Here is a 25555-nt window from a genome sequence, read left to right as displayed (position 1 = left end):
TCTCCATATATGGAAAAAACTCTAGAACCTTGTGCTTTTTGTGACCCTATTTAATAGAATGTGTGGTGAATCATAGGCTGAAAAAAGAATAACCAGAAGCCTGAGGCAACAACATCACACTATGGAGTTACCATGAGTAACCAAGCTGTAAATCAAGCGCCATCCAATAAGCCGAGTGGTATGGATCGCTTTTTAAACTTTATTGAACGCGCAGGTAATAAGATCCCAGATCCTGCAATTCTGTTTTTCTGGGCTCTTGTTATTACTTGGGCGGCGTCTGCTCTCCTTTCAAACGTTTCGTTTGATCTGCTAAACCCTCGCACAGGTGAAGCGCTTGCAATCAACAACCTTTTAACTGGCGAATCTCTAGCAAGCTTCCTAGCGAACATGGTGACTACGTTCACTGGCTTTGCACCTTTAGGTATCGTTCTAGTTGCGATGCTAGGTGTGGGCGTTGCAGATTCTTCAGGCTTTATTACTACAGGCCTTAAGAAGATGCTGAACTTCACGCCAGCTAAGCTTCTTACTCCAATGCTAATTCTTGTCGCAATCGTATCGCACACCGCAGCAGATGCGGGTTACGTATTGGTTATCCCATTGGGTGGTATCATCTTCCACGCGGCAGGTCGTCACCCTCTAGCGGGTATCGCAGCGGCGTTTGCGGGTGTATCAGGTGGTTTCTCTGCAAACTTCATCCCTTCAGGTATCGACCCTCTACTAGCTGGCTTTACGCAAACAGCGGCGCAGGTTCTGGATCCTGAGTACGTGGTTAACCCTCTAGCGAACATCTTCTTTACTGGTCTATCTTCAGTAATCATCGTTGCTATCGGTTGGTACGTCACTGAGAAAATTATCGAGCCACGTTTAGCGAACACGCCAATCGATGAAGACGCAGAAAAAGCGCCTGATCTTGGCTCTTTCACTGAACTAGAATCGAAAGCATTCCGTTACGCGGGTTGGGCGATGATGGCAGGTATTGCTGTTTTGATCGCAGCAATCATCCCTGAAAACTCAGCACTACGTTCTCCGGAAGGCGAAATTACAGCGTTCTCAGCACCGCTAATGAAGTCAATCGTTCCATTGATCTTCATTCTATTTATCATCCCAGGTTACGTTTACGGTAAAGTTTCGGGCACATTCAAAACAAGCAACGACATCATCAAGGCCATGTCTGACACCATGTCGACGATGGGGGCTTACATCGTAATGTCGTTCTTCTGTGCTCAGTTCCTTTCTGCGTTTGCACAATCAAACATTGGTACCATGCTAGCGCTATACGGTGCGGAAGGTCTGAAAGCGATGAACTTACCGGGTGAAGCGACCATCATTGGTATGATTCTTCTAACGGCTTCTGTAAACCTGCTAATCGGTTCCGCATCAGCGAAGTGGGCACTTATCGGTCCAATCCTAGTTCCTATGCTAATGGCTGTAGGCATTTCTCCAGAACTGTCTCAAGCGGCATACCGTGTGGGTGACTCTGTATCAAACATCATTTCACCTCTGATGGTCTTCTTCCCTCTAGTGGTTGTTTACTGTCAGCGTTACGTGAAGTCGACGGGTATCGGTACTTTGGCGTCACTGATGATGCCATTCTCAATTGCAATGCTTATTGGCTGGTCTATCTTCCTAGTCGCTTACTGGGCATTAGGTATTCCACTAGGTATCCAAGCGCCATACACTTACACTATGTAAATACCGTCATATTTGGCGCTGTAGCGTTGTTAACTGCGCAAGTTCCCCGGAGCGCCGGCCGCCCTAATCACATAGGACATCTATGCTCATAGGGCTGAACTTGCTTGTTGCCTAGCTACAACATCAACTATTTAGGTATTGGTAATTCGAAAGCGCTGGTCGAGAGGCCAGCGCTTTTTTGTTTGTATTTTCGCCCGTTCAGTGCGCTTTTACTCTTGGTAGGTTAAGGGTAAAATCGTGGCCCACAGCACTTATGCTAGATTTTGGAGCCCCAGTGTCAGATTCCCAGTTTACCCCTCAAGACGAACAATATATGCGCCGCGCAATGGAACTTGCCGCACATGCGGAAACTGAAGGTGAAGTCCCGGTCGGTGCTGTACTTGTGAAAGATGGCGAGATCATCGCGGAAGGCTGGAACCAGTCTATTAGTTGTCATGATGCCACTGCGCATGCCGAAATGCAGACCATCAGAAAAGCGGGTCAAGTACTTGAGAATTATCGATTACTGGATACCACCCTTTACGTAACGCTAGAGCCTTGTCCTATGTGTGCTGGCGCGTTGTTGCACAGCCGTGTAAAGCGTGTTGTGTTTGGCGCACCAGATTTGAAAGCCGGCGCTGCAGGAACGGTATTAAACCTTTTTGAACATCAAGCGGCTTATCACTATGCAGATGTAGAGCAGGGGCTGTTGGAGGAGGAATGCCGAGTACAACTTCAGTCCTTTTTTAAACGTCGTCGCAAAGAGAAAAAGACCGAGCGTAAAGCAACACGAGTTCAGCAGGTGAATGAAGCGAAGAAGGGATGAAAGAAATCAGAATAGTCGCTTTTAAGCAAACATCTTATCGACAAGATGTTTGCTCCTTGGTGTTACGCTGCACAGATAAGTTGCATGAATGCTCGATGACGTGCGATCACCTTTTTCTTGTTGTTGCTAAGCAGGCGCTTACGACGGTTAGCTGCAACGGTTTTGTTAAGGCGTTTTGACTGTAGTTTACGTCTAGTCATAGAACAACCTCCTCTATGAGTGAATACAATATTACTGACATTCATTGATGAATGTTCATGATTATCTGATCGTATCGGTTTTATACTCGCCAATTGTTACCATTTTAAGAAACTTCGCAAGTGATCGAGCACACGATATTATGTATGGGTTGCAGTGGAGGATTTCAAGTGCGCAATCTTTGTTCAAGAATTGCGCGCTTGAGGGTGAAGCTAGTCAGCTTCTAACTGGTCAACGGTTGATTCAGCTGCAGAAAGAGGTTGCGCTTGTGAGGTAACTTGATCCGGCACTTGAATAACGGTCAAGTCATCAACGTTGTCATTGTCTTCCGCCAATGTCTGTTTCTCAACATGACCAATGATGCTTTGATAGTAGCGACGAATGTTTTCGACATAGTTACGCGCCTCATCACCGCGAGCGTAACCGTAGCGAGTCTGGCTGTAGTACTTTTTCTGACGCAGTAACGGTAGGCGGTCTTTTACGTCTGACCAAGCGTCTGGATTTCCACCTTGCCGCTTGGTTAGGCGTCTTGCGTCCATAACATGACCGTAGCCTACGTTGTAGGATGCGAGAGCAAACCAGATTTTTTCATGTTCTTCAATGGAGTCGGGGATACGTGCAACCATACGGCGTAAATACTCTACACCACCTTTCACGGATTGCTCTGGGTCTAAACGATCGGTAACACCAACACTTTTCGCGGTTGGCAGTGTTAGCATCATCATGCCACGGACACCAGTAGGAGATTTCGCCAATGGATTCCAATGCGACTCTTGGTAGGCGAGCGCTGCAACTAAACGCCAATCAAATTCATCAGAATACTTTTTAAATAGTGGTGACCATTTAGGCAGCTTGGAATCGAGCGCACGAATAAACGCGCGAGTATCCACGTAGTCAAATGAGTCGACATGACCGATGTACTTCTCTTCAAGTGATGCCAAGTGCCCTGACTGTTTTATGTAGCCAAAAAACTCAATAAGTAAGGCGTAGAGACTCTCATCTTGGGAGCGACGCAGAAACCAAGAAGTCGGCTGATCTTCTGTTAACTCAAAGGCTAATGCTATTTCAGGATAGATACGTTGAGAGAGTGAAACCTCAACAGAGTCAGCAACCGTAAATTGCAAATCTCCTTCAGAGACCTTTTTGAGCAGGTCGTTAACGTCTGCGTTTGGGTCGACTTTATAAATAAATTGTGGGTGTTCTTGTTGGATGGCCGCCAAGGTTTGGTTGAAATGCGAATCTCCCACAATTTGAATAACCGGCTCGTTGTCATTGCTTTGTTCTAGTTCAGATTGCAGTTCGAGCAACTGTTCTAAGTTACGTGGTCGCCATTGACCCTTTTTATAGACCACCTGTTGGCTCACGTAATAGTAAGCGGGGCCGGGTCTAAATGCTTTCAATCTTTCCGGTGATTGGCTTAACCCAGCCGCAATAATATCGATTTCGCCGTTTCGTAGGGCAGGATAGAGGCTTGAGATACGATAGGCAGGTTTCATCTCGAGCTGCACGCCGAGCTCATTGGCAAACTCTCGAGCTAGCTCATAATCAAGTCCAGCGGGGCCATCAGGACCAATATAGTAAGAGAGTTGGTTGTTTAATGTTCCAACTCTTAGCACGCCGCGCTCTTTAATTTGCTCCAGTTCACTCTTAGGTTCTGACTCAATTTGACAGCCTGATAGTAGGAGCATCCCAAGCAGCACAGTAGCTAACGTGTGCAGTCGGGACAGGTAATTCTTATTCATTTAATGACAATCTCGTACATCCAGTAGGGCATTTATATCAAAGTGTCATAACAAGGCAAGATAATCAGTGTGGCTTCGGGAGAAGTGATCTTAATTTCGGAATTATGTTGTATTTCAAAATTGACAAAAAAAATGACGCAAACGGTTGCTTTTGGTGTTACATCACAAAAACAATTGCTATATAATGCGCCCGCAACCAAGAGGTGGAATCGGCATAGGTTTGGAAAACCTTCGGGAATAGCTTCGAAGAAAACAGTGAATAGCATAAGGTGAAGTGGCCTTGTGTGACATTTAACCCACTGAATTTATTCCAATATCACCTTCATCAATTGCATAAGAGACCTAAGCACATGAGAATTTTTCGTGGCTCCCCAGCTCTATCTGAATTTCGTGTTAACAAGCTTCTAGAGCTTTGTCGTGAACTTAGCCTGCCTGTCACTGGCATTTACGCTGAGTTTGCCCATTTTGCTGAACTTTCAGCAGAGCTAGATGATCAAGAAGTTGAGAAACTTGAAAAACTACTGACTTACGGTCCAACAATTGAAGAGCACGAGCCAGAAGGTTTGCTTCTGCTCGCAACTCCTCGTCCTGGTACTATTTCTCCTTGGTCTTCAAAATCGACCGATATCGCCAACAACTGTGGTTTAGACAAAGTGGTACGCCTAGAGCGCGGTACTGCTTACTACATCGAAACATCCTCTGAACTTTCAGAGCTTCAACTGGTTGAGCTTAAAGCGATTCTGCACGACCGTATGATGGAAGTTATCTTCACTGACTTCGATTCAGCAGCGGCGCTTTTCCAAGTAGCAGAGCCAGCGCCAGTAGCAGATGTAGACCTACTCAATGGTGGTCGTGCTGCGCTTGAAAACGCAAACGTTACCCTCGGTCTTGCACTTGCAGATGATGAAATCGAGTACCTTTACGATGCGTTCGTAAACAAGCTAGATCGTAACCCAACAGACATCGAGCTAATGATGTTTGCACAGGCGAACTCAGAGCACTGTCGTCACAAGATCTTCAACGCAGACTGGACTATCGACGGCGTTAAGCAAGAGAAGTCTCTGTTCAAGATGATCAAAAATACATTCGAAGTAACACCAGACAATGTGTTATCTGCCTATAAAGATAACGCAGCAGTCATGGTGGGCTCTGATGTAGGTCGTTTCTTCCCGAACCCAGAAACTCGCCAGTACGGTTACAGCCAAGAGAAAGCGCATATCCTAATGAAGGTGGAAACGCACAACCACCCGACAGCGATCTCTCCTTGGCCGGGCGCATCTACTGGTTCAGGCGGTGAAATCCGTGATGAAGGCGCAACAGGTATCGGTGGTAAGCCAAAAGCTGGTCTGGTTGGTTTCACAACCTCTAACCTACGTATTCCTGGTTTTGAACAGCCATGGGAAACAGATTTCGGTAAGCCAGGTCGCATCGTTAACGCACTAGATATCATGCTAGAAGGCCCACTTGGTGGTGCGGCGTTCAATAACGAATTTGGTCGTCCAAACCTACTTGGTTACTTCCGAACTTATGAAGAGAAAGTTAACTCTCACGCCGGTGTTGAGGTTCGTGGTTACCACAAGCCAATCATGATTGCTGGTGGTATGGGTAACATTCGTGACGAGCACGTTCAGAAGAAAGAAATCCCAGTAGGTGCAAGCCTAATCGTACTTGGTGGTCCTGCAATGAACATCGGTCTTGGCGGTGGTGCAGCTTCTTCAATGGCATCTGGTCAATCAGCAGAAGACCTAGATTTCGCTTCAGTACAGCGTGAAAACCCAGAGATGGAGCGTCGCTGTCAGGAAGTAATCGACCGTTGTTGGCAACTTGGTGACGCTAACCCAATCGCGTTTATCCACGATGTGGGCGCGGGCGGTATCTCTAACGCACTTCCAGAGCTTGTTGATGATGGTGAGCGTGGTGGTATCTTCCAACTACGTGACGTACCAAACGACGAACCAGGCATGAGCCCACTTGAAATCTGGTGTAACGAATCTCAAGAGCGTTACGTAATGGCAGTTGCGCCAGAGAATATGGAAGTATTCGATGCGATCTGTAAGCGTGAGCGCGCACCATACGCTGTAGTAGGTGTGGCAACGGAAGAGCGTGAACTGAAACTTGAAGATTCACACTTCGACAACACGCCAATCGACATGCCAATGGATGTGCTTCTTGGTAAGACACCTAAGATGCACCGTGATGCGAAGACGCTAAAAGCGAACAACCCTGCAGTTAACCGTGACGGTATCGAGCTAAACGAAGCAGTGGATCGTGTTCTACGTCTTCCAACGGTTGCAGAAAAAACATTCCTAATCACTATCGGTGACCGCACGGTGACTGGTCTTGTTGCGCGTGACCAAATGGTTGGCCCTTGGCAGGTTCCAGTAGCAAACTGCGCGGTAACCGCAGCAAGCTACGACACTTACCATGGTGAAGCGATGTCGATGGGTGAGCGTACGCCAGTTGCTCTACTAGACTTCGGTGCTTCGGCTCGTCTAGCGGTTGGTGAAGCGATCACTAACATCGCAGCGACTAACATCGGTGATATCAAACACATTAAACTGTCTGCAAACTGGATGTCTCCAGCAGGTCACCCGGGTGAAGATGCTGGTCTTTACGAAGCAGTGAAAGCGGTGGGTGAAGAGCTATGTCCAGCACTTGGTCTGACTATCCCTGTGGGTAAAGACTCAATGTCGATGAAGACTAAGTGGGAAGAGAATGGCGAGCAGAAAGAAGTAACGTCTCCGCTATCTCTAATCATCACTGCGTTTGCTCGTGTTGAAGATGTACGTAAGACAATTACTCCTCAGCTTCGCACTGATAAAGGTGACACGTCACTAGTTCTTATCGACCTAGGTAACGGTCAGAACCGTCTAGGTGCAACAGCACTAGCACAGGTTTACAAACAGCTTGGTGACAAGCCAGCAGACGTAGACAACGCAGCGCAGCTAAAAGGTTTCTACGAAGGCGTTCAAACTCTAGTTGCGAACGATCAAGTAGTGGCTTACCACGATAAGGGCGATGGCGGTCTATTCGTTACTCTTGCTGAGATGGCATTTGCGGGTCACTGTGGTGTGAAAGCGAACATTGAAGCATTAGGTGATGATGCTCTAGCTGCACTATTTAATGAAGAGCTAGGTGCAGTACTTCAGGTTAAGAACGAAGATTTAGACGCTGTACTTTCAACGTTAGCAGCAAATGGCCTAGAAGCGTGTTCACACGTAATCGGCTCTGTAGAAGCATCTGATGAGCTAGTGATTACTTCTGGTGAGACAGTCGTTCTTGAGCGTAACCGCACTGAACTACGTACTATCTGGGCTGAGACAACGCACAAGATGCAAGGTCTACGTGATAACCCAGCATGTGCTGACCAAGAGTTTGAGGCGAAGAAAGACAACTCTGACCCAGGTCTGAACGTTAAGCTAAGCTTCGATGTGAACGAAGACATTGCAGCACCTTACATTGCTAAAGGTGCTAAGCCTAAGATGGCAATTCTGCGTGAGCAGGGTGTTAACTCTCACGTTGAGATGGCAGCAGCCTTTGATCGTGCAGGCTTTGAAGCAACAGATATCCACATGAGCGATATCCTAACCGGTCAAGCGGTACTTGAAGAGTACCAAGGTCTAGTGGCTTGTGGTGGTTTCTCTTACGGTGACGTACTAGGTGCGGGTGAAGGTTGGGCGAAGTCTATCCTGTTCAATGAGCAAGCACGTAGCCAGTTCCAAGGATTCTTCGAGCGTGAAGATACCTTCTCACTTGGTGTGTGTAACGGCTGTCAGATGCTATCGAACCTAAAAGAGCTAATTCCGGGTGCAGACCTATGGCCACGTTTCGTACGTAACGAATCTGAGCGTTTTGAAGCTCGCTTCAGCCTAGTCGAAGTTCAGAAATCTGACTCTGTATTCTTCGACGGCATGGAAGGTTCTCGTATGCCAATCGCAGTATCACACGGTGAAGGCCGCGTAGAAGTTCGTGACGCTGACCACCTAGCGGCGATTGAAGCATCAGGTACGGTTGCGGTTCGTTACGTTGATAACCACGGTAACCCAACTCAGCAATACCCGAACAACCCGAACGGTTCACCAAACGCAATCACAGGTCTTACGACTCAAGATGGCCGCGTAACTATCATGATGCCACACCCAGAGCGTGTATTCCGCACAGTGGCTAACTCATGGTCTCCAGAAGGTTGGGGCGAGAACGGTGCTTGGATGCGTATGTTCCAAAACGCACGTAAGAACTTAGGTTAACTTGATTTAGTCGAAGGTTCACAAAAATAGTAAAGCGCTGGTTGAGAGACCAGCGCTTTATTTTTGGTACAATACGACGAAAAATTTGAGCATAGATCTCACTTTTATGCTCTAATACCGCGCTTACCAAGGGATGGTGTTAAACAGCTCAGCTTAGATGGAGTGATCAAGTTGACCGAATCCCTGATTAATCCCTTAGGAATGAAAAATGTCTAAAAATAGAAAATTTGCCATCCGTACTACTGAAAAACGTAACGGTTGGTGTGCAGAAATTACTCGCCAAGTTACATCACGTAAGACGACAGTATCAAAACGTGAGTCAGGTTTTGAAACAGAAGCTGCAGCTCAAGAATGGGCAGAAAAAGAGTTAGCGGGTTTCATCAAAAACCAAGCCGCGCGAAATGAGCGTAAAGGCGAAGCTCGTAAAGAGCGTGAAGAACGCGAAGCGCGTCTAGCTCAAGAAGCGGCTGAGAAAAAAGCGCGTTACCTTGCGGCAAAAGCAGCACGCGAAGAAGAGATGTTTGACGAAGAGTAATCGTCTATATTGTCTTAAAGAAAAACCGCCTCAAACAGGGCGGTTTTTTTGTAACTGAATAGTGGATTCTTATTATCGGAATTGGCCAGCATCAGGTAGGAAGTCAAAGCCAGCGGTAGCTAATTTTGCTTCAAGCGCCGCTTTGTCGATATCGAAGTAAGCAGCCAGTTTGTCCAGATCACCACCAAAGTCATCACGTAGTTTCATGTTCACGATGCTCATCAACATGATAGGATCCATCGTTTCAAAGTTGGCTAAGTTCATTACTTATCCTCGAAGTCCGAGATAAGTAGATTAGCAGCAGCAAAAGCGGCTTTTTCTCTGGCTTCCTTTGGTAAAGACTCATCCGCAGCGATGTCATTCAGTGCTCGTACTGCACAAGATATTGCCTGAGGGACATAAGCTTGATCGCCACTACCGATCTGAGCGTATAGCTCACGAACCAATTCACAACAGCCGTATACTTGCATGGCTAATTCTCCAATAAATGATAACTGCTCTCAACTATACACACTCGTCTGAACAAACTCAAAAGCTAAGGTTGTTCTAGCGCAAGACCAAGAGGCTGTCGACCAATTATTGCTCAATACGCAGTTGTGTCTCAAGCTGGTTGATAACTTCTGGCGCCAGTTGCATTTGTTTAGCAAGTTCTTGCAAATAGGCTTTTTCCATAAAGTTCTGCTCGTCTATCACTATCAAGGAGGCGAGGTAAATTTCAGCGGCTTGCTGTGGTGTCGCGGCCAAACGTGCGACTTCATTTGGGTCGAGTGGTTTATTCAGCTCATTGTGGATAATGCTTTGAAGTTGGTGGCCAACTCCCGACTCTTTGAGTGCGTTCTCGATGCGCTCCATTTCTTGTGTGTCTACATGGCCGTCAGCTTTTGCAGCTGCGATCATGGCTTTCAAGATGAGTTCGCTATGTATTGGATCATCTTCGCGAAACTCATTTTGAGGTTCAGGAGAGGCCTGATTGGTTTGAGCGTCGTTGTATACCTTATAGGCCAGCGCGCCAAGCTCAGCGACACCTCCAATTTTTAACGCGTTGATCCCCATTTTTTTGCCAAGCTTCTTGCTCTTCTTGGAGCCCATCAGAAGGTTCACTAATCCCCCGCCAACTGCGCCTGCGCCAAGTGATTTGAGCGTACCTGAGCTGGATTACTGTTTGAGTTGTTTTTGACCTTGCTGGACTATATCTGAGTTGAGTGCTTGATTGAGTAAACTTTTTAAATCCATGACTATTCTCCTATGCGTTCAATCTGAATTTACCTAACCCAAGATGAACGAGAGATGAAAAAAAAGGCGAGCATGAAAGCTCGCCAAATGGATTGAAAACCAAATTACTCTTGGGCAGCGTAGCCATGAATCCCAAGAAGCTCTCCATCAAGGTAGGCTTCCTTTTCATCTTTCATTACTAAGCGCTCTTCCACTAGCCATTTTACGACCAATGGGTAGATTCTGTGCTCTTGCGTTTGTACGCGTTCAGTCAATGTTTCGACCGTATCCTCATCGAAAATTGGCACTTTAGCTTGTAGGATGACAGGGCCGCCATCAAGTTGCTCTGTTACGAAGTGAACACTGGTGCCATGCTCTTCATCACCAGCATGAATGGCACGCTGATAGGTATTTAAGCCAGGGTATTTGGGCAGAAGAGAAGGGTGAATATTGATCATACGTCCTTGGTAGTGACGAACAAACTCACCGCTCAGAATACGCATATAGCCAGCCAGTACAACGACATCGGGTTGATATTCGTCGATCTGCTTCATGAGCTCTTTATCAAACGCGTCACGAGTATCGAAAGCTTTAGGATCAAGGAAGTGAGCGGCTGCCCCTGCTTTTTCTGCTCGCTCTAAAGCAAAGACATTCGCTTTGTTGGAAAAGACCGCCGTGACACGACCGTTAGTAATGTCTTTGCTGCAAGCATCAATAATTGCTTGTAGGTTAGAACCGTTTCCTGAAACTAAAACAACGATACTCTTCATGCTTATTTGATCTCTACTTGTTCTTCGCCGGCTTCAGCTGAAGCGATCTCACCGATTACCCAAGCGTTTTCACCTTCTGCATTTAGAAGTTCAACCGCTGCATCGGCTTGATCTTTCGGAAGAGCAATCACTAGGCCAACACCACAGTTGAATGTGCGGTACATTTCGTGAGTCGTTACGTTGCCTTTCTCTTGTAGCCATTTGAAGATGATTGGCCATTCCCAGCTGTTACCATCAACAACCGCTTTAGTGCCTTCAGGAAGTACGCGTGGGATGTTTTCCCAGAAACCACCACCTGTGATGTGAGAAATCGCGTGGATGTCGTGTTTCTCAATCATTTTCAGTGCTGATTTGATGTAAATCTTTGTTGGTTCTAGTAGGTGCTCACCGATTGTGCGACCTGCTAGCTCTTCGTTTTTATCTGCGCCAGATACTTCAAGGATCTTACGGATTAATGAGTAACCGTTTGAGTGTGGACCACTTGAGCCGACCGCGATAAGTGCATCGCCAGCGGCTACTTTAGTACCGTCGATTACATCTTCTTTTTCTACCACGCCAACACAGAAGCCGGCAACGTCGTAGTCTTCGCCTTCGTACATGCCTGGCATTTCAGCGGTTTCACCACCAATTAGCGCACAACCGGCCTGAATACAACCATCAGCGATGCCAGAGACAACGTCTGCTGCGGTGTCAACGTCGAGTTTGCCCGTAGCGTAGTAATCTAGGAAAAATAGAGGCTCCGCGCCTTGAACAATAAGATCGTTCACACACATAGCAACAAGGTCAACGCCGATGGTGTCGTGCTTGTTCATATCCAAAGCGAGGCGAAGTTTGGTTCCTACGCCATCAGTACCTGATACCAACACAGGTTGTTTGTATTTTGTTGGCAGTTCACACAATGCGCCAAAACCACCAATACCACCCATTACTTCTGGGCGACGTGTGCGTTTTACAGCACCTTTAATACGGTCAACAAGCGCGTTGCCTGCATCGATATCTACGCCAGCGTCTTTATAGCTAAGAGATGTGTTATCAGCACTCACAGGGAAGTCCTCGGTTTTTAAGTTGGATATGAAAACGGCGCTATTCTAACAGCGGATAAACCCATATAGCAAACGTTTGCGTGAGTTTTTTCTTTTGTCTTTACGCAAGAAATTGAGAACGAAATCGTTTATAATCTGAAGGTTTGTTTAAAAATCACCACATAAGCCGGAGATGGAAATGAAAGTTGTTGAAGTAAAACACCCTCTTGTTAAACACAAACTAGGTCTAATGAGAGAAGGTGACATCAGCACGAAGCGCTTTCGCGAGCTAGCCACAGAAGTTGGTAGCCTACTAACGTACGAGGCGACTGCAGACTTTGAAACGGAAAAAGTAACCATTGAAGGTTGGAATGGTCCTGTTGAAGTTGACCAAATCAAAGGTAAAAAGGTAACCGTTGTGCCTATCCTACGTGCAGGTTTGGGTATGATGGATGGCGTTCTTGAGCACATGCCAAGTGCTCGTATCAGCGTTGTTGGTATCTACCGTGATGAAGAGACACTTGAGCCAGTACCATACTTCAACAAGCTAGCGTCTAACATGGATGAGCGTATTGCGCTTGTTGTTGACCCTATGCTAGCGACAGGTGGTTCAATGATCGCTACTATCGACCTACTTAAAGAGAAGGGTTGTAAGGCAATTAAAGTTCTCGTTTTAGTTTCTGCTCCTGAAGGTATCGAAGCGTTAGAAAAAGCACACCCAGATGTTGAGCTATTCACTGCTGCGATCGATGAGAAGCTAAACGATAAAGGCTACATCGTCCCTGGTCTTGGTGATGCAGGCGATAAAATCTTCGGTACTCTATAAGCTATCGATAGTTACTGATTTAAAAAGGGAGCCGATTGTTGGCTCCCTTTTCGTTTGCTAATTATTTCTTCAGACTTAATGTGCCACCGCGCTTTGGCTTGCTACGGCGTTGACTGTTCTCAGACGCAGGTTTATGGAAGGTCTTCCCGTTATTGCCACCTGACTTACCTTTAAACTCACTTTGCTTACCGCTGTGGCGACCTTTCTTAGAGTTCGGTGCATGACGGAATTCATCCGCGTTACGGCCTTTGAAGGTTCGTTGTTTCTGGTTGCGACGAGCGGTCGAGTCTTGGTTTTCTTCTCGGCTATCAAACAGTTTAGCGTCTGTCGCTTTGCGAATACGTTTACCTTTGGCATCGATCTTTGAAGCTTCTTCAGTGTTACTTGAGCCTTCACACATGGCAAGAATCTCAGCCACTTCTGCATCTGTTAAGTAGCGCCACTGGCCATTCGGAATACCATCAAGTGAAATATTCATAATACGCACACGGCGAAGTTTGAATACTTCATAGCCCAAGGCTTCACACATGCGGCGGATTTGGCGATTGAGACCTTGAGTTAGAACAATACGGAATGAAAACTTGGTCTCTTTAGTCACTTTACACGGCAAGGTGATGGTATCGAGAATATTCACGCCCGAAGACATTTTCTTGATGAAGTCATCGCTGATCGGTTTATCGACTCGAACCACATACTCTTTTTCGTGGTTATTGCCAGCACGAAGTATTTTGTTAACGATATCACCATCGTTGGTCAGAAAGATAAGACCGTCTGAAGGCTTATCAAGGCGACCAATAGGGAAAATGCGTTTTTTATGGCCAACGAAATCAACGATATTGCCCGGAATATCGCGCTCCGTGGTGCAGGTAATACCTGTTGGTTTGTTTAGCGCAATGTAGACAGGCTTATCAGTGACCGCGTTGATTGGTTTATCATCGACGCGAACATCGTCTCCTGGCATCACTTTTGTCCCCATTTCAGGAACTTGACCATTGATGGTGACGCGACCTTGCTCAATCAATCGATCAGCTTCTCGGCGAGAGCAAAAGCCCGTTTCGCTTATGAACTTATTGAGGCGTTTTGCATTATCTTGTGACATGTTGTTCTCCTAACGTTTCACAACGGCGGTTAATAAAAAGTGCTGATGAAAACATCAGCACATTGAGGGCGCGCATTCTAGCACCGCAGGGGCGTTAACCCAATCGTTTTTGATGTCGCTCACGTGTCTCAATCTTTTTCTCAGCGCTTTTTCGTAACAAAACGTACACCGCTCCAGTGCCACCATGAAAGCGTTGGGCACTGTGAACACATTGCACCTCTTTGATTTGCATCAGCCATTGTGCGACGAAACTTTTCATAAGGGCTGGTGGATTAGAGCGTTCACCCTTGCCATGAACAATGACCACGGTGCGGATGTCCAGCCGCATACATTGCTTTAAAAACTTGACGACTTCATCTCGCGCTTGCTCTAGGGTCCGTTTGTGTAGATCTAGTCTGGCTTGAATAGGGTACTTTGCTAGACGCAGTTTTTTATAGACGCCGTCTTGTACGCCATCTCGCTTAAACTCGATAATGTCGTCAGGTTTGAGCATTTCAGCGTGATCGATAGAGAGGTATTCTGGATCCTCTTCGGTCAACCAAATAGCGGCTTCACGCTTGGCAAGTTGAGCTTCAGATACTTTATGTTGTTTCTTTAGCTCTGCTGTATCGTTATGGATAGGTTTTACGTCGCCCATCATTTGTTGAAAGAGGGCGAAATCGTCATCGTGAGACATAGTGATATCTCAGAGTAGGAAATCAATACCGACATTATACCTTTGGCCGCATAGGATGATCACTATTTGACTGACCAAAAAATAAAAAACCGAAGCAGACAATGTATCTACTTCGGTGCATAGCGAATATCTATTCTGTGAATAGGGCTAAGCGATTCTAGTGAGGAGATTTGTCGTTCATCACTTTGTAGATGATGAAACCGCCATAGAATAGCATTAGACCTAAGGCGCCAAAGATCACAATCATTGAAGATAGACCTACCGCATTACCAAATAGGAGATCAAGCCAAAAGTCCATAGTTCCTCCATCGAGTACAAAGTGAGATGACAGGAGATACCGTAAACTCTGGTTAATTATGCAACACTGATCTGGATCAAATGTTGTTATTAGGTTGCAGCTTTGTTTTTGTTGGTGTGTTTTTGCTCACAGTTTGTGGCCCGTTGATGTTGTTTTAGTCAAACAAACTAATAATTTGAAAAAGTTAATCGATAGGGGTTGCGTTAGCTTCGAGAATCCGTAATATACGCTCTCGTTGACGGGCAATGAGCTCGAAGAAACGTCTCGGTGAATAGCGCAGCTTGGTAGCGCATCTGGTTTGGGACCAGAGGGTCGGGGGTTCGAATCCCTCTTCACCGACCACATTAAGAAAGCCTGCTTTTATAGCAGGCTTTCGTCGTTTCTGGATATAGGAAATAGGATTAAAACCCGAGTGGGGTTCGTCTGAAATTAGAATCTGGCTCTTCACCGGCCATATTTAAAGAAGTGCTCTGCAGAAATGTAGGGCACTTTTTGCATTTGTGGTTTAGAGATTCGAGCCGAGGTGGGTTCGCCTGATGTTGAAAGAATGTCTCTTCACTAACTACATTAAGAGAGCGTGCTTTCGTAGCAGGCTAGTGAACTGGCGGGAGACCTGCGGGACTAATACTGAAACTCACAAAATGCCTGTTTACTCTCTGAAAGTTGTTTTACCGCAAAGCCATCTTGTTTGAGTAACTCAATAACACTGTGCTCACCAATGAGGTGTAGTGTACCCACGACCATCATGTAAGAGCCTTTATTGCCTTTAGACCAATCAGGACTGGCCAACTGCTTCACCCAATTTAGATTACGATCTATTAAAAATGACTGTTCAAACTCTGGTGACATTTCCGTAAGAGAGGAAAACTCGATTAATTTATCTAAGTCACCCGCTTGCCAGCTTTTAATCAAGCAGCGAGTTGCGTCTTCAGAGTGGTCAAACTCTTCAATCGCACTTACGAGTAGTTCTTTCCCTGATTGAGCTTGCCCTGTCAGCAAATCGATTTGTGACTGAAGGCTTTCTAGGCTGATGATCTGCGTATCTTTTAACGATGCCTTGTTCATCAAGTGCGTGTCGACTCCCTTCTCGGCTTGATAGCCTAAGTACTCAATTTGTTTCATCTGAATAGCCAAGGCGGCTGCCCATGGCGGTGAGTTGAGTAATTGGTCGGAGTTCAATTCGAGCAAAGTCGCGATGCCCTTCAACTCATCCTTATGTTTGTTCGTTAGGACATCTTTGCTCAAAAGGGTGATGGGTGGATAACTGATCCCTTGTGTATTTCGAATATCGGCTTCAATAATCAACCCATCGCTCTCCTGAAGCTTATCTGTCACTTTATTGGGGAGAGGGTACATACTCTCATCTCCGACATGGACTGAACCGAATATGTAGTAGGTGAGCGCGCCTTTGTTCGCTTGCCAAAAAAGCGGTTCGGCTACCAATGCGGGGCTAGTTAGTAAGCCAGCCAGCGTGGCGATGAGAATTCGCATATGAGATACAGCCCTTACTGAAAAATTGTTTAAACTAAAAAAAACGACGTGTTTTGACGAGTGGAAAGTGTGCGTTAATTCACGCTTTTCACGCCATGAGTCAATTTTATTTTAAGACATGAATTAAGCCAGTGTGATCTTTATTCTTCATTCAATCTAAACCTAGTGAAAAGCTGTGACTTACTTCTCAGTAATCCCGTCAAAATAAGTCCGACGAAATTGACGTTAATTATAAGTTTATGTTTTATATGGCTTTAGAAGTGTGGGGATTTATAAGGTTTGAAATTGATCACTTTCGAAGATGATTAATTTTACGATAAAAAATAACTCGAGTTATTGTGATTACATCTTGATTTTGACGCCTACTTTTTCAGGCTTCGCTCCACTTTTAAGGGTAAGTAAGATGTTTAAACAAACGCTCATCGCGACTTCTGTGTTGGCTACGCTAGCAGGTTGCGCATCATTCCAGTCTACTGAACAAAATGTTGTGAACTCACTTGCAGCAAACTTAGATGTTCAATACGAAGTACTCACTAACCATGGTGCTAACGAAGGTCTTGCATGTCAAGACATGGGCGCAGAGTGGGCGTCTTGTAACAAAGTAAACATGACGCTAGTTAACCAAGGTGAAGCGGTTGACTCTAAAGATTGGGCTATTTACTTCCACAGCATTCGTCTGATTCTGGGTGTTGACAACGAGCAGTTCAAAATCTCTCGCGTAACGGGAGACCTACACAAACTAGAACCAACAGATAAGTTTGATGGTTTTGCTGCGGGTGAAGAAGTTGTGCTTCCTCTTGTTGCTGAATACTGGCAGCTATTTGAAACTGACTTCATGCCAGGCGCATTCGTTGCTGCACCAAATGCAGAGCCTAAGATGATCGCTTCTCTTAACACTGAAGACGTTGCCTCTTTCGTTACTGGCCTTGAAGGTAACAACCTTAAACGTACACCAGATGACAACAACGTATTTGCCAACGCTGTGTCTCGTTTTGAAAAGAACGAAGATTTAGCAAAACAAGACGTATCAACCACGCTGCTGCCAACGCCAATGTTTGTTGAAGCGGGCAAAGGCACAGTCGATATCTCTGGAGGTATTGCACTACCTAAAGATGCGTTTGATGCGACTCAATTTACTGCAATCCAAGGTCGTGCAGAAGTGGTAGGTGTGGATGTTCGCGGTGATGTTCCAGTTAGCATCACAGTTGTTCCTGCAGACTTCACCGGTGAATTAGCAAAATCTGGTGCTTACGAGATGAGCATCAAAGGCGACGGTATTGCGATAAAGGCGTTCGACCAAGCGGGTGCTTTCTACGCGGTACAATCTATCTTTGGCCTGGTAGATAGCCAAAACGCTGATTCTCTACCACAACTGTCTATTAAAGATGCGCCTCGTTTTGATTACCGTGGTGTAATGGTGGACGTGGCTCGTAACTTCCACTCTAAAGACGCAATTCTTGCAACGCTTGACCAAATGGCAGCGTACAAGATGAACAAACTACACCTTCACCTAACGGATGATGAAGGTTGGCGTATAGAAATTCCGGGTCTGCCTGAACTGACAGAAGTAGGTGCTAATCGTTGCTTCGATGTTGAAGAGAAAAGCTGTCTACTGCCTCAGCTTGGCTCTGGTCCAACATCAGACAACTTTGGTTCTGGCTACTTCAGCAAAGCAGATTACGTGGAAATCTTGAAATACGCGAAAGCGCGTAACATCGAAGTGATTCCAGAAATCGATATGCCAGCGCATGCTCGCGCAGCAGTAGTATCAATGGAAGCGCGTTACGACCGTCTAATGGAAGAAGGTAAAGAAGCGGAAGCGAACGAATACCGTTTGATGGATCCTCAAGATACATCGAACGTAACGACGGTTCAGTTCTACAACAAGCAAAGCTTCATTAACCCATGTATGCAATCCTCAACTCGCTTTGTTGATAAAGTGATTTCAGAAGTTGCGGCAATGCATGCTGAGGCGGGTGCACCGCTAACAACATGGCACTTTGGTGGTGACGAAGCGAAGAACATTAAGCTAGGCGCTGGTTTCCAAGATGTTAACGCACAAGACAAAGTAAGCTGGAAAGGCACGATTGACCTGTCTAAACAAGACAAGCCATTCGCACAGTCTCCACAATGTCAGACGCTAATTGCAGACGGTACGGTAAGCGACTTTGCTCATCTACCAAGCCACTTCGCAGAAGAAGTGTCTAAGATTGTTGCAGAGAAGGGCATTCCAAACTTCCAAGCTTGGCAAGATGGCCTTAAGTACAGTGAAGGTGAGAAAGCGTTCGCAACAGAAAACACACGTGTTAACTTCTGGGACGTTCTTTACTGGGGTGGCACATCATCAGTGTACGAGTGGTCTAAGAAAGGTTACGACGTGATCGTTTCTAACCCAGACTACGTCTACATGGATATGCCATACGAAGTGGATCCGAAAGAGCGTGGTTACTACTGGGCAACGCGTGCAACAGATACTCGTAAGATGTTTGGCTTTGCACCAGAGAACATGCCTCAGAACGCAGAAACGTCTCTAGATCGCGATGGCAACGGCTTTACTGGTAAAGGTGAAATCGAAGCGAAACCTTTCTACGGTCTATCAGCACAGCTTTGGTCTGAGACAGTACGTAACGACGAGCAATACGAGTACATGGTATTCCCTCGCGTACTAGCGGCGGCTGAGCGTGCATGGCACCGTGCAGACTGGGAAAACGACTACAAAGTGGGTGTTGAATATTCGCAAAACTCAAACCTAGTGGACAAAGCTGCGCTAAACCAAGACTACAACCGCTTTGCGAACGTACTTGGTCAACGTGAACTGGCTAAGCTAGAGAAATCAGGCATCGACTACCGCCTACCTGTACCAGGTGCGAAAGTAGAAGATGGCAAGCTAGCAATGAACGTTCAGTTCCCTGGTGTTGAACTGCAATACTCTCTAGATGGTGAAAACTGGTTGACTTATGCTGACAGCGAACGCCCAGCAGTAGAAGGTGAAGTCTTCATCCGTTCAGTGTCTGTGACTGGCGAGAAAGCGAGTCGAGTGACTAGCGTGAAATAATTCCCCCTCCCTTCCAATCTAAACAGAATGGAAAGGGAAAAACGCCCGGCCAGTGATGGTCGGGCGTTTTTATTTTTTATAGCGAGTAGGCCGCTATTAAGCGATTTGTGTTTGCTGCTCTTCAACTTGTTCAGCATGGCTCATTGGGCTTTCTGCACCATGCATCCAACGAACCAGTGTGTTAGAGAACAATAGCAGAATGACACCAGATACCGTTGCAGTCACAGCAATACCGCTAAAGATTGCCATTGCACCTAGCTCACCAACGTGAGATCCCACATAGCCTGCCACGTAGTTAGCAATCGCATTACAGCCAAACCAAGCGCCCATCATCAGTGACGCTAGACGTAGCGGGGCTAGCTTTGTTACCAGAGAAAGGCCAATTGGCGATAAGCAAAGCTCACCAAGGGTATGGAAGAAAAATGCACCGACTAACCAAAGCATTGATGTTTTCACTGTCGTGTCGCCACCTTGCTCCATCACCGCACCGACCATACATAAGAAGCCAAGCGCTAGGAAGAACATTGCCAGTGCAAACTTCACAGGAGAGTTTGGCTCGCGTTTGCCGAGTTTAACCCATAATACGGCCAATACTGGCGCTAGGGTGATAATGAAGAATGGATTCAAAGATTGGAACCAAGCTGCAGGAACTTCAAACCCGCCAATCATACGGTCGGTGTACTGTTGGGTGTAGATGTTCATTAGGCCGCCAGCTTGCTCGAAACCTGCCCAGAATACGATAGTGAATAAGCTCATCACCAGAATAACTTTGATGCGGTCAAATTCTTCTTTTGTTAGTGGTTGCTTTTGGACCGAGTTTTTAGTCGATAAATCTCGTTTCGCTGCGGGTTCACGGCCAATATCACCGAGCCATGATTGAGCCAAAGTCATTTGCATAACAAGGCTAATGACCATACCAATACCTGCAACGACAAAACCTGCTTTCCAGCCAAAAGAGGTTGTGACTGAACCTGACACGAACCCTGCTAGCAGGGCACCAATGTTGATCCCCATATAAAAGATGGTAAAGGCGCCATCGCGACGGTTGTCTCCCTCTTGGTACAAATTACCAACCATAGTAGAAATGTTTGGCTTAAACATACCGTTACCAGCAATTAATAGCGCCAGGCCAAGGTAAAAGGCACTGAGGGTATCAAGGCCAAAAGCGTTTGCTGGCATTGCGAGGGTGAATTGGCCACAAGCCATCAACATACCGCCAATCAAGACAGAGCGACGTTGACCTAAATAGTTATCCGCTAAGTAACCGCCAATCAAAGGTGTAATGTAAACAAGCCCTGTATAAGTACCGTAAAGGTCAAGGGCATCCTTAGTTGTCCATCCTAACCCACCATTTATCGTTGTATCGGTTAAATAGAGCACCAAGATTGCGCGCATCGCATAGTAAGAAAATCGCTCCCAAAGTTCGGTTCCGAACAGTAGGAACAGGCCACGAGGATGGCCGAAGAATTGTTGATGTTGGTTTGACATAAATATTACTAATCTTATCTATTAAAGAATTTTATTTTTGATTACATATACCTCTCAGATTAATTGACTGCAATGGGTGGTTTGATGGTATCTGTTCTCATGTTTACTGTAAGTGATTGAAAATGCGAAATTAAAACCAAGATAGGGAAGGGGTGGGGCTGTGCTACAAACTAACTTTGCAAAATCGGTGGTTGTAAATGACAGTCAGCTGTTATTTTCCGCGCTTAAATATGCTTGCAATTTTAGCCTTACTAACAATAGTGAAAATTGCTAGGATGTTAGGCAAAACAACAGTTGGCTAAATAATAATGAAACAGTGGTACTTGCTTTACTGTAAACGCAGTGAACAGCAGCGTGCGAAGATGCACTTAGAAAATCAAGGGGTAGAGTGTTACTACCCGGAAATACAAATCGAAAAAATGGTTCGTGGTAAGAGACAAGTAAAAAAAGAGCCACTCTTCCCGTCATACATATTTGCTCGGTTTGATGTAGAGCAGGGACCGACGTTCACGACGATCCGTTCTACTCGTGGTGTTGTCGATTTCGTTCGTCGAGGGGCGCTTCCTCAAATTTTACAAGGCGACTTGATCGTTACTCTCAAGGAGCTCGAAACAGAGCAAGAGGGCTTAATGCAGGCTGGATTACCTGAAAAGGGAGACACAGTGAATGTCGCCACGGGGCAGTTCGCTGGGATGGAAGCGATTTATCAAGAGCCCGATGGTGAGAGACGCTCCATATTGCTTGTCAATATGCTGAGTAAGCAAGTCGAAGTGACGGTTGACAACAAAGATTTAGATTTACAGTAAAGAAATAAGGCTCCTAATATTAGGAGCCTTATTTTTAGAGGTTAGTACGAATCATTGTGGACGCTTTGTACTGCGCGACCAGATGGGTCTGCCATGTTCTTAAATGATTCATCCCACTCGATCGCTTTTGCCGAAGAACAGGCGACTGAAGGACCACCAGGGACACATTCAGCTGCTGATGGTAGTGGGAACAACTCTTCGAAAATTTCGCGGTAAACGTAACCTTCTTTAGTCGTTGGTGTGTTGTATGGGAAGCGGAATGCCGCTGTTTCCATCTGTTGATCAGTGACTTTCTCTTCAGCAACCTCTTTCAAGGTATCAATCCAGCTATAACCTACACCATCAGAGAACTGCTCTTTTTGGCGCCATGCGATTGACTCTGGTAGGTAATGTTCAAAACATTCACGCAGGATGTGTTTTTCCATCTTACCGTTACCACACATCTTGTCTTCTGGGTTTAAGCGCATCGCAACGTCGATAAATTCTTTGTCTAGGAAAGGAACGCGACCTTCGACGCCCCATGCAGCCAGCGATTTGTTCGCACGAGCACAGTCAAACATGTTCAGAGCAAGCAGTTTACGAACTGTCTCTTCGTGGAACTCTTTAGCGTTCGGCGCTTTGTGGAAGTAGAGATAACCTCCAAAGATTTCATCCGCACCTTCGCCAGACAGAACCATCTTGATACCCATCGCTTTGATCTTACGACCCATTAGGAACATTGGGGTAGACGCTCGGATGGTTGTGACATCGTAGGTTTCGATGTGATAGATAACGTCACGAATTGCATCTAAGCCTTCTTGAATCGTATAGGTCATCTCGTGGTGAACCGTACCGATTTGGTCCGCAACTTCACGAGCTGCTTTTAGATCCGGCGCACCTTCTAGGCCGACAGCGAAGGAGTGCAGTTGAGGCCACCATGCTTCCGACTGTTCATCGTCTTCAATACGCATTGCCGCAAATCGTTTCGCTACCGCAGAAGTAATAGATGAATCAAGACCACCAGAAAGAAGAACGCCGTATGGTACATCGGTCATTAGCTGACGTTTTACAGCGGCTTCCAAAGCTTCAGTCAGTTCTTCTTTACTTGTGCTGTTACCTTGAACAGCAGCATATTCATTCCAGTCACGGATGTAATAGCGTTGTGGTTCTGTATCTGCGCTGCTGTAATGACAACCAGGAGGGAACTCACTGACCGTTTTACACACTGGCACCAGTGCTTTCATCTCTGAAGCGACATAGTAGTTACCATGCTCGTCATAACCTTGGTATAGAGGGATGATACCGATATGGTCGCGGCCTACTAAGTATGTGTCTTTTTCTTCATCGTAGAGAACGAACGCAAAAATACCGTTTAGCTCCTCAAGTAGATCGGCCCCCATATCTTGGTATAGCGCTAGAATAACTTCACAGTCGGAATCGGTTTGGAAGTCATATTTACCTTCGTAACGTGCGCGAATCTCTTTGTGGTTATAGATTTCACCGTTTACGGCAAGGATGTGTTTTTTATCTGGGCTGTAAAGTGGTTGTGCACCACTGTTTAGGCCAACGATGGCTAAACGTTCGTGCGCTAGAATCGCTTTGTCTGAGGAGTAGATACCTGACCAATCAGGCCCACGATGGCGAAGCGTTTTAGACATTTCTAGTGCGATTGGGCGCAGCGCCGCAGCATCACTTTTTATATCTAAAATACCGAAAATCGAACACATACAACTTCCCTTTAATAATTAATTAACTTGCTGAGTTCAATTTGCCATTCTGATTAAAAAAATCAACCGTGATTGATTAAAAAAGTACTATAAAGCGCTTCTTGGTAAATGTTATTTAATTAAAGCGAGCTTTAGGTGAATGAAATTGATGTTTTGGTGGTTAAGTGAGCGTTTTCTGAAAAAAAAGGCTGCCAAATGGCAGCCAGGAAATGGAGTTTGAATTAACGAAGTGGATTGAACTCGGGTTTCAATTGGTCACATACGTGACGTGCAAAACCGCTACCAGCCTCGTTGTAAATGTTAAAGGCTGCATCAACGCCTTTTTCTGTTAAAGCTTCTAATTGGTCGGGATATTCTGCGATAGCCGCGATTTGACCTTTAAAGTGTCGCCGCTGTAACTGCTCAAGCGCGATTTGATTACCTTGGTGATGGGGCATCGCAAGTAGCACGAGTTTTACATTTGCCGTGTCGAGGATCCGTTCCCAGAAGTCAGGGTCGGTTGCATCACCCGCAATAACGTTCCTGCCTTGAGCTTTGTGCTCTTTTGCGGCTTCCTCTCGCACTTCAATCCCTAGACTGATTTTTCCGTATCGATTGCGAAGCTCGTCGTAAGCACCTGTCCCAATACGCCCCATGCCCAAGATAAGAATTTGTGCGTGGCCAGGATTAATTAATTGGTCTCGAGTATTGAGTTTTTCTGCGGCAGTCTCTTTTAACCAACGGCTTGAGCGCTGATAAATTTGGTGTCCATAGCGGTTGATTGGCGCAGAAAGAACAAATGAAATCGACACCGCGAGTGCAAGAGCGACCAGAATATCACCACTCATCCAGCCCATTTTAAAGGCTAAACCACCGACGATTAGGCCAAATTCACTGAAGTTGAACAGGCACAGAGAGGCTAGTAACGAGGTGCGCACGCGGAATTTAAACGCGTTTAAAACCACAAAATAAAGAATGCCTTTTAGTGGCAACAGTAATAAGAACAGAATTGATAGGGCGAAGCCTGACAAGGTTGGCTGCTCAGATAATCCGATATTGAGGAAGAAGCAGACTAGGAACAGTTCTTTTAAATTGAATAAAGATTTAGAGAGTTCTGAAGCCTTTTTATGCCCCGCAAGTAGCATCCCCAATATCAGGGCGCCGAGGTCTGGCTTCATTCCAACGAATTCAAACAAGCCTGCACCAACAACGAGCGCGAAGAATATGCCAAATAGTACTAGCATTTCTCCATGCCCCACCCAGTCTAATAAGCGATAGAAGAGTGGACGCATCAATGGAAGTGCGAATAGGGCAATAGCATACCACTCGGGCAATTTACCTGTTGATGCCGTTAGGAATACCACCGCAAAAATATCTTGCATGACTAAGATACCAATAGCGATGGTACCGTAAGTCGCATTCATTTCGCCTTTTTCTTGCAATGATTTCACCGCAAACACAGTACTGGAGAATGACAATGCGAAGCCAAGCAAGACGACTTGGTCAATGGTCATTGCTGCCAGAGAGCTGATCCCGAGAAACTTAAAGCAGAGAAGCGCACCACTAAACAGAGCAGTAGACAAAAGGTTATGTATGGTTGCGCCTGCCCAAATTTCTTTAGACAGTAGAGTTTTGATATCGAGCTTCAAGCCGATAGTAAACAGCAGCAGAGTCACGCCCAAATCGGCGAGAGTGATGATGGTGTCATTAGTTTGAAAGCCGATTGCGTGTAAGCCAAAGCCCGCGAGCAAAAAACCGACTAATGGCGGAAGGTTGCATTTCAGCGCAATAAAGCCCGCGAGAAAGGCGGTGGTGATTAAGATCAGTTCCATAGTTGTTTGTAATTCTATCCTAAAAAAACAGGGCCATGTCTTTCAACATAGCCCCGTATTCTAACTCAACTAATTG

Annotated in this window: 20 protein-coding genes, 1 tRNA gene and 1 pseudogene; 8 read left to right on the top strand and 14 right to left on the bottom strand. The window is 45.9% G+C overall.

Annotated features, from left to right (window positions below; all coding sequences use genetic code 11):
- Positions 1-132 precede the first annotated feature (132 nt).
- Entirely contained in the window at positions 133-1692 is a 1560-nt protein-coding gene (locus RJ47_RS06475) for an AbgT family transporter (protein ID WP_005476408.1), read from the top strand.
- Positions 1693-1945: 253 nt separating this feature from the next.
- The gene (tadA, locus tag RJ47_RS06470) at positions 1946-2497 is read left to right on the top strand and encodes a tRNA adenosine(34) deaminase TadA (protein WP_197058129.1); all 552 of its coding nucleotides are present in this window, start codon (positions 1946-1948) and stop codon (positions 2495-2497) included.
- A gap of 62 nt (positions 2498-2559) precedes the next feature.
- Here tadA and RJ47_RS21405 read toward each other — a convergent pair whose 3' ends face one another.
- Together RJ47_RS21405 and mltF are read right to left on the bottom strand one after the other, a co-directional pair.
- Positions 2560-2697 (bottom strand): hypothetical protein, encoded by a 138-nt coding sequence (locus RJ47_RS21405; protein ID WP_005476415.1) that lies wholly within the window; start codon positions 2695-2697, stop codon positions 2560-2562.
- A 210-nt stretch (positions 2698-2907) separates the two neighbouring features.
- A complete protein-coding gene (gene mltF / locus RJ47_RS06465; protein WP_039482526.1) occupies positions 2908-4437 on the bottom strand; it encodes a membrane-bound lytic murein transglycosylase MltF in 1530 nt (509 codons plus the stop codon).
- A gap of 350 nt (positions 4438-4787) precedes the next feature.
- On the opposite strand from mltF, the gene purL reads away from it, so the two are divergent.
- Entirely contained in the window at positions 4788-8684 is a 3897-nt protein-coding gene (gene purL, locus RJ47_RS06460) for a phosphoribosylformylglycinamidine synthase (protein ID WP_039482524.1), read from the top strand.
- Between the two features lie 208 nt (positions 8685-8892).
- Positions 8893-9219, top strand: a complete 327-nt coding sequence (locus tag RJ47_RS06455) for a DUF3622 domain-containing protein (RefSeq protein ID WP_038140070.1) — start codon at positions 8893-8895, stop codon at positions 9217-9219.
- 72 nt (positions 9220-9291) lie between these two features.
- On the opposite strand, the gene RJ47_RS06450 is transcribed toward RJ47_RS06455, so the two are convergent.
- The 5 genes and pseudogenes from RJ47_RS06450 to purM all read right to left on the bottom strand — a co-directional run bounded on the left by RJ47_RS06450 (position 9292) and on the right by purM (position 12244).
- The gene (locus RJ47_RS06450) at positions 9292-9483 is read right to left on the bottom strand and encodes a DUF4250 domain-containing protein (RefSeq protein ID WP_005476406.1); all 192 of its coding nucleotides are present in this window, start codon (positions 9481-9483) and stop codon (positions 9292-9294) included.
- Positions 9483-9689 carry a YaeP family protein gene (locus RJ47_RS06445; protein ID WP_039478024.1) on the bottom strand — a complete coding sequence of 69 codons (207 nt, stop codon included), beginning with the start codon at positions 9687-9689 and terminating at the stop codon, positions 9483-9485. Before RJ47_RS06445 ends, RJ47_RS06450 begins: the two co-directional genes overlap by 1 nt.
- A gap of 106 nt (positions 9690-9795) precedes the next feature.
- A pseudogene (locus RJ47_RS06440) lies at positions 9796-10452 on the bottom strand (tellurite resistance TerB family protein).
- A 104-nt stretch (positions 10453-10556) separates the two neighbouring features.
- On the bottom strand, positions 10557-11201 hold the full coding sequence (gene purN, locus RJ47_RS06435; protein WP_005476405.1) for a phosphoribosylglycinamide formyltransferase: 645 nt from the start codon (positions 11199-11201) through the stop codon (positions 10557-10559).
- A 2-nt stretch (positions 11202-11203) separates the two neighbouring features.
- A complete protein-coding gene (purM, locus tag RJ47_RS06430; protein WP_005476400.1) occupies positions 11204-12244 on the bottom strand; it encodes a phosphoribosylformylglycinamidine cyclo-ligase in 1041 nt (346 codons plus the stop codon).
- Between the two features lie 178 nt (positions 12245-12422).
- Between purM and upp the strand changes: the two genes are divergently transcribed.
- The gene (gene upp, locus RJ47_RS06425) at positions 12423-13049 is read left to right on the top strand and encodes a uracil phosphoribosyltransferase (protein ID WP_038140072.1); all 627 of its coding nucleotides are present in this window, start codon (positions 12423-12425) and stop codon (positions 13047-13049) included.
- A gap of 61 nt (positions 13050-13110) precedes the next feature.
- Here the strand turns inward: upp and rluF are convergent, their stop codons facing one another.
- From rluF to RJ47_RS20790, 3 genes are all read right to left on the bottom strand, one after another.
- Positions 13111-14148 (bottom strand): 23S rRNA pseudouridine(2604) synthase RluF, encoded by a 1038-nt coding sequence (gene rluF / locus RJ47_RS06420; protein WP_039482521.1) that lies wholly within the window; start codon positions 14146-14148, stop codon positions 13111-13113.
- A 94-nt stretch (positions 14149-14242) separates the two neighbouring features.
- On the bottom strand, positions 14243-14824 hold the full coding sequence (smrA, locus tag RJ47_RS06415; RefSeq protein WP_038189971.1) for a DNA endonuclease SmrA: 582 nt from the start codon (positions 14822-14824) through the stop codon (positions 14243-14245).
- Positions 14825-14981: 157 nt separating this feature from the next.
- Positions 14982-15122, bottom strand: a complete 141-nt coding sequence (locus RJ47_RS20790; RefSeq protein WP_005476401.1) for a DUF3149 domain-containing protein — start codon at positions 15120-15122, stop codon at positions 14982-14984.
- Positions 15123-15387: 265 nt separating this feature from the next.
- Here RJ47_RS20790 and RJ47_RS06405 point away from each other — a divergent pair.
- Positions 15388-15464: transfer RNA gene (locus RJ47_RS06405), tRNA-Pro, on the top strand.
- Positions 15465-15743: 279 nt separating this feature from the next.
- On the opposite strand, the gene RJ47_RS06400 is transcribed toward RJ47_RS06405, so the two are convergent.
- A complete protein-coding gene (locus RJ47_RS06400) occupies positions 15744-16613 on the bottom strand; it encodes a TraB/GumN family protein (protein WP_039482518.1) in 870 nt (289 codons plus the stop codon).
- Between the two features lie 403 nt (positions 16614-17016).
- On the opposite strand from RJ47_RS06400, the gene RJ47_RS06395 reads away from it, so the two are divergent.
- Positions 17017-19668, top strand: a complete 2652-nt coding sequence (locus RJ47_RS06395; RefSeq protein ID WP_039482516.1) for a beta-N-acetylhexosaminidase — start codon at positions 17017-17019, stop codon at positions 19666-19668.
- Positions 19669-19764: 96 nt separating this feature from the next.
- Here the strand turns inward: RJ47_RS06395 and RJ47_RS06390 are convergent, their stop codons facing one another.
- A complete protein-coding gene (locus RJ47_RS06390) occupies positions 19765-21156 on the bottom strand; it encodes a peptide MFS transporter (RefSeq protein ID WP_038215420.1) in 1392 nt (463 codons plus the stop codon).
- 308 nt (positions 21157-21464) lie between these two features.
- Here RJ47_RS06390 and rfaH point away from each other — a divergent pair, with 308 nt between their 5' ends.
- A complete protein-coding gene (rfaH, locus tag RJ47_RS06385; RefSeq protein WP_038189979.1) occupies positions 21465-21962 on the top strand; it encodes a transcription/translation regulatory transformer protein RfaH in 498 nt (165 codons plus the stop codon).
- 41 nt (positions 21963-22003) lie between these two features.
- On the opposite strand, the gene asnB is transcribed toward rfaH, so the two are convergent.
- A complete protein-coding gene (gene asnB / locus RJ47_RS06380; RefSeq protein ID WP_039482514.1) occupies positions 22004-23668 on the bottom strand; it encodes an asparagine synthase B in 1665 nt (554 codons plus the stop codon).
- Positions 23669-23889: 221 nt separating this feature from the next.
- On the bottom strand, positions 23890-25479 hold the full coding sequence (locus tag RJ47_RS06375) for a cation:proton antiporter family protein (protein WP_005476712.1): 1590 nt from the start codon (positions 25477-25479) through the stop codon (positions 23890-23892).
- Positions 25480-25555: the final 76 nt, after the last annotated feature.

This window comes from Vibrio sinaloensis, assembly GCF_000808535.1.
GTDB lineage: Bacteria > Pseudomonadota > Gammaproteobacteria > Enterobacterales > Vibrionaceae > Vibrio > Vibrio sinaloensis_D.
The sequence above is the reverse complement of the archived record's forward strand: the minus strand, read 5'-3'. Positions and strand labels throughout refer to the sequence as shown.